Origin of the sequence: Acidipila sp. EB88, from assembly GCF_003858395.1 — a bacterium.
Classification (GTDB): domain Bacteria; phylum Acidobacteriota; class Terriglobia; order Terriglobales; family Acidobacteriaceae; genus EB88.
Genome location: NZ_QWEV01000001.1, coordinates 65,235 through 76,669, shown reverse-complemented (window position 1 = coordinate 76,669; position 11,435 = coordinate 65,235). Strand labels below are relative to the sequence as shown.

The window sequence follows — 11,435 nt, the reverse complement described above, 5'->3', positions numbered from 1 at the left end:
GTGACTGTCGATTAGACGATCTTCATGATCCAGATGACGTTGTAATGCTTAAGGTTGATAGTCGCGGCCTCTGTCGCTCCAGTCACCTGATGCGTGTGATCGGTGCCAGTCGCGTCCGGGGGAACCGCCACGGCCCTTATTATCTATGCGCCAGCCATCACTATTTGAGTTGCCTGCCTTGCCGGTCATTCCTGTTATGCCAAAACTCCACCCGTCGTCTTTACCGTCAATCTTTCCAACGTCAGGAATAGCTGATCCTTGGAGGAAGACACGATCACGGAGATCCGGGGTGTTGTTTGTTCCATCACAAATATGCCAACCGTTTGGAATAGATACTGACGCATCAGACCACGGAAGAATAATGCCCTTCGGCAGGGCACCCATTATTACCTGTGTCGCACTTGGAGGCGGAGGTGCAGGAGGTAATGATGCCCGTAGGTCACCTTGACTTGTTGGCAAAATGATTGTCACGCCTTCATTGCCTACGCGAGTGCACACCATGGTCTGGTGACTGAGGCCCAAACGGGTATTCTGCGGCACCCCGTTGTCGCACGTCGCGTTGCTTGCAGGGTTGATGGAAATCTTGCCTGTAATGGCCGAGTCGTTCGGGTGTATGGTAGGCGTGAACCAGACCTCAAAAGAGATGGACTTATTATCGGGTGCGGTCAGGATGCTGCTTTGTATCCCCTGGCGCCTTGATGCAACGCAAGCGTTGTAGCCTTGGACCAATACAGGCGAGGCCACGCTCGAGAGAAACGTGAGATTCTGGTCGCTCAAATCATGCGTGTCAAGACCGTGACAGAACGAAGACTTGTAGGAGTTTTGGAAGTTCTGAGCGTCGTTGAAATTGAGACCTAGCGGAATATTCAGGCCAGGAATGACAATTGACGCACCTCCACCAGCAGAACCTCCGCCAGAGGATTGCTGCACTGTTCCGGTACACAGAGCGGAGTGATAGGAAGAAGCTGAGCTATTAGCAGCTGTCTGCTGAATGCCGTCGTATACCCCTTGCGCGAGAAGGGCTTCGCAGCCAGTAGAGACCTGAGCGTTGATATATTGGGAAGAGAGGAGAGATAGTGCCGCGGCCATTACGTTAAAGCGCAGTTGCATAGGTTCTCCTGAAAAATATCTGATTCAGGCCCGTGGTCGTTGTGCTGATAAGAATTTCAGAAGTGATCAAAAGCAGCAAGAGAATTCATTTGTAGGGGCGATGCCGACGCGGATTCAATACCCATCCTGCGATGAAAGCTCTTTCTGGCTTCGACCTTCGGGCATGAAATCAGAAAAGCTACAGATTGCGGGTTAGAAATCGATCAGTAACGACAAGTCGGCTTGTGGGAAGTAACCTCGGCCGGGAAACCGGCTGATGCGTTTCCCTGTGTCCGATACGATTTCCGAGATTCCGATACAGACTTATCCTTATTGGTAGTAACGCATTAATAAGACTGTTTTTATGCTGCTAGCGCTTGCGCATGTAGTCAAATGTCGCGCATCCGTCATGTCCGTCTCCCACCCCGGGATTGTGACCAGAGGCAATGGATCATGTTCTGCAGAAGAGCCTTGCTGTCTCCACGTCGGCTTGCTTGCGGGCGGCAGCATGTACGTTGGGCTTCTTGGCACTTCCATGTCTATCAAGTACCATGCAACCGAAATTGTTTGAAGTAAAGCTGGGCAGATTGCAGACCTACCCCTACTTCCATTCCTCGACTATGCGATGTGTCTTGTGCGGGCGCTCTTTCGGGCTGCCGCAGCTCGGGCACATGCGCACTCACGTGCGACACATCACGTTTAAGCGACTGGGGAAGCTGCTGGCGGTCGCTCGTGAAAATCTGCGCATCATGCGCTCCGCGTGAGACAGAGACATACGCCATGCGGTTGTTGAGCAGATCCCTAGCAGCAAGCTCTGTGTCGATGTGGATGCAAACACGATCAGCAGTCTGCCCTTGTCCAGAGTGACTCGTCACGGCATAACCGTGATCGAGATGCGGATGCTCGCGCGGGTCGAGGGTGAGGCGCTGTCCGGTGTCCATCTTTAGAGCGAACCGGCCATCCTGGCCGATACCCTCAATCGTACCGAGCTCACGATTCGCGATCTTGAGATCGTTTGCCGGTGCCGTGAACTGGATACGGTCGCCTACCGAGAACGCCTTCTGCTGGTCGCGGTACAGGGAAACACCTTGCTGGCGGCGCGGGTCGTAGGTCACGTTCCTTCCATCAGCCCGCACGACGGTGATCTGGTTCGCAGCGGCGTCGACGCTCTTTACGCGGGAATACTCGCCTTTCTGGATGCCGGTCTCTTTTGAGCTCCGGGAGTAGAGCAGCACATCATTGAACTGGTACCGCGCAGCCCAGGTTCGGTCTGCTCCGGTGAGATCCTGCCGGGGCACAAGCGTGTCTGTGCGCCGCTCTTCCCTGCCGACCACACCCTCTGTCTGCAGCTCGGCGCGGATACGTGCGTTTATTTCGCCGCGGGAGCGATTGTCAGGCGAAACGACCAGGGTGTTCTCGGGCTGACGCACATACTCCTTGGCAATGGCCGCGATGCGCTCAGCCTAATCGCATACCTCATGCACGCTGCCCTGCCGCTCCAGGCCATGTATAGAATCCACTACCTGGCCTTGGGCAAGCTGCTCAACTGCACGCTTCAGCTCGGGGTCGCGCTGGCGCACAATCTCGTCCAGCCTGGCGGTGCGCATGCCAGCTTCCTGCAGCTGCGCAAATGGTCTGCCGGCTTCGACAGCCTCGTGTTGCCGCGTATCGCCAACCAAGAGAACACGATCCTTCGGTTGTAGGCGCATCAGCAGGTCATGCATCTGCCTGGTCGAAGCGAGCGAGCTCTCGTCAAGTACATAGAGCCGCTTCTCCCCGGTGTCAGCCTTCTGCCCCTTGGCAAGGTGAAGCTGCAGGGTCGAGGTCTCCATTCCGGCCTCTGCCAACTTCTGCGCCGCGCGGCTGGTCGGCGCAAACCCCTCTACCCGGTAGCCGTTGACCTCGGCTCCTTCACGGATCACGGCAAGCGTGGTGGTCTTGCCTGCTCGAGCCACGCCATCGAGCCCAACGATCTTTTCCTGGCTCGCAAGGATCTGCTCGGCCGCCTTCTGCTGCGAGGCATTCAACCGCGGATGTTGGCTGAGAACCTCGGTCCGAACTCTCTGTTCTGCTAAAGCCTGACCCTGCCCAGGGGCATTCCCGCTCTGCATGCGGCTGACGATCTCACGTTCCATCCGGTCCATGGCAATGGTCGTGTACTGCTGGGCCGCAGACTTCGGTCCATGCTCGACCGTGCGGAACTCACCTTGTACCCGTCGCTCGAACTCTTGTCGGACCTGGGCGACACTCGCCTGTCCCATGCTCCGATCCAGTGCCGCCTGAAGGATCGCTCGCTCATCCTGCACCGCCGCACGCTCGAAGGCGTGTTCGCGGGCGTAGGTGATGGCTTGCTGCGCCATCTTGGGAGAGTCCACCTCCTGCCGATGCGTGTGTGCAAGCGCCTTCGAGACGACCCAGTCCGCCTGATGGCCATGCTGTGCGGCGAGATCCCAGTGCCGATGCAACACTTCTGCCGGGGACTGGATCTCCTTGGAATCGCGCGTTCTGTGCGCCGCGACCTGTGCCGCTCCTGCCCCTTCGCGCCCGATCTCCTCCAGGTGCGACTTGATCTGCCCGCGGCGCGGGCTCGATGCCTCGAGGTACTCCTGGCTGTACCCCTTGATCTCAGGCTGGCCATACTTGCCGCGCTCGATCTCATACCCCAAATCCCGCAGCCGCCTGGCGAGCTCGGTCCTGTAGACAGAGGTTGCGAACTGCTGCGAACCAAACAGACTGCGTGCGTCGAGCGATCGCGTCTGGCCGTTCTCGCGCTCGGTGACGTTGAAAATGACAGCGTGAGTGTGGAGCTGCGGCGCGGCATAGCTGTCGACCGGCCGCGCAGTGTCGTGCTCGAAGGTCGCAGCGGCGAACTTGCCCGTGCGCTCGGGCGCGTTCACATTGCCAAGCCGTGCCTGGGTGTATCGCTCCAGCTCGCTCAAAGCGACGCGAACACTCTCGCGGTGTGCTTCCCGGACGCGCTGATCGCCACCAACCAGGGCGGTGAGAGAAACAGATTTCGGCGCGGAAAACGTAGCGTCCCATCCAGCCCGGTGTTCAACCGAAGTCACCTCCCTGCCGAACTGGTTCTCATAGGTCTTGGCCGGCTGATGCCGCACCATCTGCTCGTGTGTCTGCGGGTGCTGGCCTTCAGTGAGGTGGGCGAACTGCTCCGCCCCAACTGCTCCCTGTAATCCCCACTCCTGGGCGAGTTTGCCCTGCCATTCGCTATGGCCCTGCTGCTCACGGCTCCAGTAGTTCGCTTCCTTGGCCGCGAACTCGCGGGCATGGTACGCCCGGGCCTGGCCACCCGAGAGTGGTTTGGAGATCGTCAGCATGAATTGACTCCACAGAATGGTAAGGCGGATTTATCGCTTCGAGTCTTCGCTCATTTCCTCTGGCCACTGTTGGGCGCCATGAAGAACACGCAGGATTCGGACGATGTTGCCCTCTACGCAATAAGCAGCGATATACGGAGTCCGCGATATGACCAACTCGCGCGTCCCGGCGACACGGCCTTCACGTCCCATCTCGGGCATCTGCATCAGGCCTTCCACCTGCGTTTCAATCCGGTCATCCACCATAACAGCGGCTCGTGGACTGTCCGCCTCGATGTAGTCGAAGATCGCTTCGCGGTCGGTCATCGCAAAGAGGCTCCACTCGATCCTCACTGGCTGCTTTTAGCCTTCTTCAGTGCGGCGGCTCGGCGTTTCGCGAAGCGGGCCTTCACCTTATCGTGCGCGACTGCGGGACGAGGATCGTCGATGGCTTCCTGCACCTTGGCTCGGAACCATACATCGTGCGCGGCTGCGTTTGCGGCAAGCGGGAACGGAAGCGCACCTTCATTGGCGGTGCGCGTCAACAGGATGCGTACGGCGTCTGACACGGTCATTCCCAGTTCTTCGAGGATGGCAGCCGCTTTGGCTTTGACGCTGGAATCAATGCGGGTCTGCACAAGAGCATTCGCAGGCATAGAATTCTCCTGATCCATTGTAATGCAGATGAATGACAGCTCAATCCACCGGCTTCCAGTCACGCGCCGTGCTCTTTTTCTTCTTAAATGCTGATTTGCGCGGCTCGGGCTGGATGAGCGGAAGATGTTCGGCTCGGCCAGGACCGTAGCCATCGCCGGCTGCGGAGCAGCGAGCGTTTCTACAGGGATTGCCTCTTTCGGTTCGGAAAGCTGGATTTTCACGTCGCCCGCAACGGGTTCAGACAAGTATCTCGGTTCCGTAACCATCGTCTTCCGCTCCACAAATACTGGCTGAAGACTCCGCTTCGGCACATAAGCAAACTTTACCGGCATCACGCGGTTCTCCTGCTTGATGTACCCGCTTGAGGGTGCAAGCCCCGCGATCTCGGATGCCATGACGAGGGGCTTGGTGGCGATCTCCATTGTGTAGCTGCTATGACCGCTCAGGAGTTTTGCCGTGCGGGATTCCTTCAGCCGCTCGACTTCGATCTCCCCCAACGTCTCCGAGATCCACTTCGCCGCGCGCGGTTCTGAGGTCTTGAAGAAGACCTTGGTCGCGGCTTGTGAGAGCATCGTCTCGGCATCCTAGCCGTAGCGTTTTTCAAGCTGACTTCGACCCTGAAAACCAAGCACAACCGGGTTCCAGTACTTACGGCCTTCGGTCAAAGCCATGTGGAGCTGCGGCAACCTGTTGAGACTGGCCAGCTCATCGAGGACGAACCACACCGGCTTCGCCTCGTTTACGCACGGCTCCATCATGCGCAGGATGAGGAGGTCCAGCCACGCGGCATGGAGCGGTAGAATTCGCTCGCGCAACGCTGGCTTCGAAGTGAGGAAGACCCAGCGCGTTCGCTCGTACTTCCATTTACTTGTCGTGAACCAAGCCCGATCGTTCTCCTCCGTGGGAGCAGATCAAGACTGTCGGCGATCATGTTCAGGCTGGACAAAACGCCGGCGCGTTGCGGACCGGCCTTTCGGTCAAGGTACGCCGCCTGGGGTGAGCCAGCGAGGCGGCGCTCGATTTCCTCCGGATCCGACATCCAGGCAAGCAGGTCCTGCACCGAGCTGCGTCTCCGGAGCAGAGCAGCGAGGACGCGGCGCGGTGCGTCGGTAAAGAAACCATTATCAAACGGCTTCTCCGGGAGCATGGCGGCGGCAATCGCATCCTCGACGCCGTAGCCGTCTCGATCTCCGCTGAGGTCCCAAAAAGGACAGCGCTCATCGAGCGGATTGAGGATGTAGTCTCCGCGCTCGGGACGATAGAACTCCTGCACAAATTCGCAGGCTGGGTCGTACACGATCGCGGACTCGCCTCGCTGCTGGACCTGGCGGAGAATCTGCCGGATGGCATTCGACTTGCCACTGCCGGTATCTCCCATCAGCAGAATGTGGCTCGACTCGAGTGCTTTTGGGATCCGAAAACTTCCTCCCGGCAGTCCGAGCTTCCCCGCCAGCCGGAACCGGATCCCATCTGCTTTAGTCATCCGGTTCCACGCCAAGGGTGAGGTCAACTCCGGCCCTTTGGTTCGTTGTCCATGCCTCTGCTCATGTTGCGCCTGCCTCCCGGAGCGACCACTGAGTACGAGGTAGAGCAGCACGATCAGAGCCAGGCCACACGACGGGGTCACCAGGAGCTGCGAGACACTTGCGCCCCCATAGATCCCATCTCGGAGAAAGGCTTTCTCTCCCCGCAATTTGCCGACTTGCTGGGCGCGGAGCAGCCCGGTCCAGCCCTTCGCCTCGGCTTCCGGAGAGAGGGCGAGCGATAAGTGGTTCCACCTGACTGCGGGAGCAAAAACAACATCCTCCTCGTCGGCAAGTACGGGTTTCCGCCTAGGTCCTGTCTTCCAGATCCACCACACGGGCATCGGTCGGCTTCCCGGCACCGCCATCGTCATATAGGTCGGCAGGTATTGCTGCTGCAGGGGCAAGAGCAGAAACCAGAACCAGGCCATGTAGGAGAGGAAACAGCCAAGGGGAAACACGAAAACCAAAAATGGAAGAACCACGTCCCGTCGTCCGAAGTTGAGTGGTTGGGGCACCTACTTCGCCTCCGGGTGAGCATGCTCAAGCCGCTTCAGGATCTCCTCGGCTTTGCCCTCTTTGATCGAGTCCGCATGCTTGGCAATCTGCTGGACGGTCTCCTGGGGAAGGTCGGAGGCAGCGGCGATTAGGTTCTGCACGATAGACCGCAGGCCCATCAACTCGGCCAGAATGGTCGGGTCCGGAGTCGCTGTTTTCTTCCGCGCAGGCCGCTTCAGGTGGAGCAACACCGCCTCGCGGATCCACTCCGCGCAGCTATGGCCGGCAGCCTCGGCCGCCGCCACGACCGCCCTTACTTCTGCCGGCGGAAGCCTGGTCGCGACAGTTTTCTGCGCTTTCGAAAGCCTGGACTGGAGGTCCAAACTTGAAGACTCAAGAGACGGGGGATGCGCAACAACGACATCGAACAAGCTCCTCGTTCTGCTTAGAATTCCGTTCCGTGGTTGTTAAAGGCCCAGAGTGCGTAAGGCCTATGCACGTCCAGCTGCTCGGCATGGGTTACTCTAAGCCCCTATGGCAAAGACAAATCTACTTTCTACGATCGACCAGGCGATAGCAGCTCTCAAAGAAGCCCGCAAGGCGCTTGCTTCAACAGCACGGAAGGCAGCCGGAACGACCCAGAGCAAGGGTGTCGCGAAGAAGGTTGGCACGCAGCCTGCACGCAAGAAGAGCACGATGAGTGAGGAAGGACGAGCGCGCATTGCAGAAGCGCAGCGTAAACGTTGGGCTGCTCAGAAGAAGGCTGCGAAGAAGACCTTACGCGCTGCCGCCTAGTTCGCCATCAAGGCTGGACCGAGCCGGTGTGACGTGCACCGACCTTCACAAAGCAAATGATCAGAACGGCCCAGCACGTGGCGCATGCGAACGGAGGGAAGCGAGGGTCGGTGCAGGGCAGGAGACAGGCCCTGCGCGCCTGCTGGCGCGTGATCCTCTCTTTGCGGACCACAAAGAAACGGCTAGGAAAGAGCCCTGGCCATGCATGCTTTCTTTCGGACGATGGCTGATCATGCTGCCTGCGTGCGTGCTTCGCGGGAGAGTCAACAACCTCTGCATCCTCGGCCGTACCTTGGGTGCTCTCGCTTTGCTCGTCTTCGAAGCGCGTTCCAAGGATGCAATCTACACTCCTTCGCGCGGCTTCCTTTTTCCTTTGCTTTGCGGCTTCTGGCGCCGTGTTGTCACTGGACGCCGTTATGAGACGCGAGCGTAGGTGCCTTTTGGGAGACCGTTGCATTACGTCCTAATTCGTATCCCAAATAAGTTGGCAGATGCTTTTCATTAGCTCTTGACGTTCATCTATGTCTGCTTTGTTAAATACTTTGTGTGCTTTGAACTTGAGGTCCAGAGTGCCCATCATCGACAAAAAGTTGGGGTTCTTTTTGTACGCAGCTGGATGGAGTGACTTCACCAGCAGGTTCTCTTTCAGGTAATGCTCTAGCTTTTCTGGATATGGCAAAGCTCCGTAGGACTGATTAGTCCCTTGCGGAAGGAGGAGCAAGCCGCCTAACCTATTCCGGAAAGCGTCGAACTCGTGCCTCTGGTCAAACTCGTTCTTATATACGCTGAACTTGTCTGCCCACACATGCTCAATTTCGTAAGGCTTCTTTCCAGGGCTAACGTAGAAGGTTGAGAAGTTGCTTGATGATCCCGCCTGTTGCTCAATGAATCCCGTGATCCGGGAGAGTAGAAACTTGACGAACGCACGGTTCATCCCGTGCAGTCGAAAGTCTGAGAAACCATCCCACTTCTCGGGCATCTCTCTCAATTTGGCTGTAAGCGTAGACCGCAATGATGACAAGGTCTTGCCGCGAATCTCTTTGACGAGCGAGTACATGGTGTAGCGAATGGAGCTTGCGCCGAATTTGCGGAAGTTAATCGAGCGCCGCACAGCGAAAGTCTCCAGATAGAGTGCCACGGCATTAACCTTCTGTTTGACCGTTTCAATCGAATCAGTACTCCTGAGAGGAGCAAGCATTAGCGAATGAGCCAGTGAGTCGGCGATCCCCCAACGAGAGTGGTAGAAGACGTTCTCCCAGCCCTCTTTCTCTTCTTTCTGTGCATCGAGTATCGAGCAATAAGCATCCAGATAGAACTTCATCTCAACATGGAGGATTCGAGTGAAATCGTCCGGCGAGTCAGGGTGGAGAACCGCCTTTGCGAGGTTGTCACGGAACCAGCTGTGAAAACGTGTTCCGATCTTCTCGAAGTCTTCGTTTGAAGAGCCAGCCTTGCTTTGGCGTATTGTGTCTGCGTACTGGCTCCTGAACCAAGCCTGAAAGAAGCTCTGATCTTCGTCCTTGTTGTATTGCTGTAGCCGTTGTACTGAGGTCTTCCAGAAACGATTGGCCTTGTCCCGGTCTGTGGCCTCAGTGAAGCGGGAAAGAATGTAACCCTTCAGCATCTCGGTTGATGTGAGATTCAAACCGCGATCGTTCATCGATTCGAAGATCTTATAAGCGTTGTCGTCAGAGTAAGCGGTGATCTCCACCAAGATGACGTTGTACTTCAGCCAGTCGAGGAAGTAAGCGAATGGCTTTCCCTTGAGCTCCTCTGGGAAGGCTTCGCCTATATCGGCGTACCTAACAGTCATGTTGACAGTAGAGGCATCATCCTCATCCTTGACCGTGTATGCACCCTCATAAAAGAGCTTTTCGAGGCATTCTTTACGCTCTTCGACCTGGATGTTGAATGATTTCTTTCCGAACTTCTCAGAGAAAATTAGAGGCTCAATGGATTCCGTTGTCCCAAGTTCCTTCTGCAGATTGTTTAGAAAGATCAAGAATAGCGTGAGTGACGTAAGGCGCTGTTGCCCGTCGATGATGCTTTTCGTGCCATTCTTGCTGCTGACAACGAATGGACCGAGGTAGTAGACGTTGTAGTGCTCCACGGCATGACGTTTGTCGCCGGGGGTGTACGCTTCCAGAAAGCTGGACGTGAGATCCGTTACCAGCTGCTCGATATGCTTCTGCTCCCAGCTGTATTCGCGCTGGAAGTAGTCCACTGTGTATTTGCGCTCATTGAGAACGTCAAATACGGCTCGATCTTTTGCATCAATCTTGTGATCTTCCTGGCTCATAGACTCTTTCAAATTCAGGCTTTCGGCATGCGAGGCCGCTCATCTGTCCGGCTTGCTCACAATGTTAGTGGGGGTACTTGTGCTCACGAAGCTTTAAACGATGTAGCGTCGTTCGTTCGGGTATACCGTATCGCCACGTTGCAGGTCTGCACGAAAATACCGTGGCATAGGGTTGTTTTCTGGCTTATGCTACAGTGAATGCCGAAGGTAGTAAAGCCTATTGCGACACATCACCCCTCGAAGGGACAGACGGTGGGGTACGTGCGGGTGAGCAGCTTTGAACAGAACGAGAGTCGGCAGCTCGAAGGGCTGACACTGGATCGCGTGTTCCTGGATAAAGCCTCGGGCAAGAACATTCAACGCCCGCAACTCGAAGCCCTGATGAAGTTCGTTCGGGAAGGCGACACAGTTGTTTGTCACTCGATGGATCGCCTCGGCCGCAATCTTGTGGATCTCCGAAAGACGGTTGGGGAACTGACTTCGCGCAAGATCGGCGTCCGCTTCATCAAAGAAAACCTGACACTGACCGGCGACGACTCGCCGATGGCAACGCTGCTCCTTCATATGATGGGCTCGTTCGCGGAGTTCGAAGTGGCGTGGAGCCGGGAACGCCAGCGAGAAGGAATCGAGCTTGCGAAGCGGGATGGGGTCTACAAAGGCCGCAAGCGTCTGCTGACACCGGATCGGGCGGCTGAGCTGACCCGTCGCCTGGGCGAGGGAGAAAGCAAAGCCGCTCTGGCGCGTGAGTTCAAGTTAGATCGGACGACGGTTTACCGCTACATCGGACGGGCAAAGGCAAAAGCTGAAAGGGCGGGGAAGTGACACGCCTCGTTCAAAGGGTCATGCATTGTCCGTGTGGGAATCCGAAGGTCCTGGCCTTGGGCCTGTGCTCAACCTGCTACACGCTGAAGCGGCAGGATGAGGAGTATTTCGGTGGGTTGCGTGAAGCTGTTTTAGAACGTGACGGCTACCGATGCCGCGTGTGTGATGCCTCCGGTCGCGACAAGCGGTCGATCATCGTTCACCACCGGGTACCCGGCAAGTCGGTCATGAACCTGATGCTCTCTCTTTGTCCTAGTTGCCACGCCAAGATCCACCGTACAAAGGCGGTTCTTTCGGTTATGCCGCCGCTCCTATTGCAACTATGGCGTGAGCAGCATCCTGAAGGCCACGAACAAAAGCAGCTAGATTTCAGCTCAAAGAAGCCTGCGGCGAAGCTGGTTCCTCTCTTCGAAGATGTAATGAAACCAACTCGCTAGT

At 56.9% G+C, this 11,435-nt stretch carries 10 protein-coding genes and 1 pseudogene; 2 read left to right on the top strand and 9 right to left on the bottom strand.

All coding sequences use genetic code 11. The features are described from left to right. Positions 1-48: 48 nt before the first annotated feature. The 9 genes and pseudogenes from D1Y84_RS00370 to D1Y84_RS00330 form a co-directional block, all read right to left on the bottom strand. Complete coding sequence (locus D1Y84_RS00370) at positions 49-1,110, bottom strand: hypothetical protein (RefSeq protein ID WP_124846757.1); 1,062 nt, start codon at positions 1,108-1,110, stop codon at positions 49-51. Positions 1,111-1,631: 521 nt separating this feature from the next. Beyond that, positions 1,632-2,519: a hypothetical protein gene (locus D1Y84_RS18250; RefSeq protein ID WP_233580887.1), complete on the bottom strand. Its 888-nt coding sequence runs from the start codon at positions 2,517-2,519 to the stop codon at positions 1,632-1,634. 33 nt (positions 2,520-2,552) lie between these two features. Beyond that, a complete protein-coding gene (gene mobF / locus D1Y84_RS00365; RefSeq protein ID WP_233580886.1) occupies positions 2,553-4,424 on the bottom strand; it encodes a MobF family relaxase in 1,872 nt (623 codons plus the stop codon). A 30-nt stretch (positions 4,425-4,454) separates the two neighbouring features. Then, complete coding sequence (locus D1Y84_RS00360; protein ID WP_124846756.1) at positions 4,455-4,757, bottom strand: type II toxin-antitoxin system RelE/ParE family toxin; 303 nt, start codon at positions 4,755-4,757, stop codon at positions 4,455-4,457. After that, positions 4,754-5,059: a type II toxin-antitoxin system RelB/DinJ family antitoxin gene (locus D1Y84_RS18245; RefSeq protein ID WP_233580895.1), complete on the bottom strand. Its 306-nt coding sequence runs from the start codon at positions 5,057-5,059 to the stop codon at positions 4,754-4,756. Before D1Y84_RS18245 ends, D1Y84_RS00360 begins: the two co-directional genes overlap by 4 nt. 384 nt (positions 5,060-5,443) lie before the next feature. Continuing rightward, positions 5,444-5,887, bottom strand: a pseudogene (locus D1Y84_RS18590) (type IV secretory system conjugative DNA transfer family protein); the annotation flags it as partial. Next, positions 5,815-6,543, bottom strand: a complete 729-nt coding sequence (locus tag D1Y84_RS18585; RefSeq protein ID WP_255424323.1) for a type IV secretion system DNA-binding domain-containing protein — start codon at positions 6,541-6,543, stop codon at positions 5,815-5,817. The pseudogene D1Y84_RS18590 and the gene D1Y84_RS18585, both read right to left, overlap by 73 nt. A gap of 558 nt (positions 6,544-7,101) precedes the next feature. Continuing rightward, a complete protein-coding gene (locus tag D1Y84_RS00340; RefSeq protein ID WP_124846752.1) occupies positions 7,102-7,386 on the bottom strand; it encodes a hypothetical protein in 285 nt (94 codons plus the stop codon). Positions 7,387-8,339: 953 nt separating this feature from the next. Beyond that, on the bottom strand, positions 8,340-10,175 hold the full coding sequence (locus D1Y84_RS00330) for a DUF262 domain-containing protein (RefSeq protein WP_124846750.1): 1,836 nt from the start codon (positions 10,173-10,175) through the stop codon (positions 8,340-8,342). A gap of 198 nt (positions 10,176-10,373) precedes the next feature. Here D1Y84_RS00330 and D1Y84_RS00325 point away from each other — a divergent pair, with 198 nt between their 5' ends. Together D1Y84_RS00325 and D1Y84_RS00320 are read left to right on the top strand one after the other, a co-directional pair. After that, complete coding sequence (locus tag D1Y84_RS00325) at positions 10,374-10,997, top strand: recombinase family protein (RefSeq protein ID WP_124846749.1); 624 nt, start codon at positions 10,374-10,376, stop codon at positions 10,995-10,997. A gap of 56 nt (positions 10,998-11,053) precedes the next feature. Continuing rightward, positions 11,054-11,434, top strand: a complete 381-nt coding sequence (locus D1Y84_RS00320) for an HNH endonuclease signature motif containing protein (protein ID WP_124846748.1) — start codon at positions 11,054-11,056, stop codon at positions 11,432-11,434. Position 11,435 lies beyond the last annotated feature (1 nt).

Bases quoted from the DNA above. Each gene is read 5' to 3' on its own strand.
- D1Y84_RS00370 (WP_124846757.1), bottom strand. From the start codon at position 1,110: ATGCAACTGCGCTTTAACGTAATGGCCGCGGCACTATCTCTCCTCTCT.
- mobF (WP_233580886.1), bottom strand. From the start codon at position 4,424: ATGCTGACGATCTCCAAACCACTCTCGGGTGGCCAGGCCCGGGCGTAC.
- D1Y84_RS18245 (WP_233580895.1), bottom strand. From the start codon at position 5,059: ATGCCTGCGAATGCTCTTGTGCAGACCCGCATTGATTCCAGCGTCAAA.
- D1Y84_RS18585 (WP_255424323.1), bottom strand. From the start codon at position 6,543: ATGACTAAAGCAGATGGGATCCGGTTCCGGCTGGCGGGGAAGCTCGGA.
- D1Y84_RS00330 (WP_124846750.1), bottom strand. From the start codon at position 10,175: ATGAGCCAGGAAGATCACAAGATTGATGCAAAAGATCGAGCCGTATTT.
- D1Y84_RS00325 (WP_124846749.1), top strand. From the start codon at position 10,374: ATGCCGAAGGTAGTAAAGCCTATTGCGACACATCACCCCTCGAAGGGA.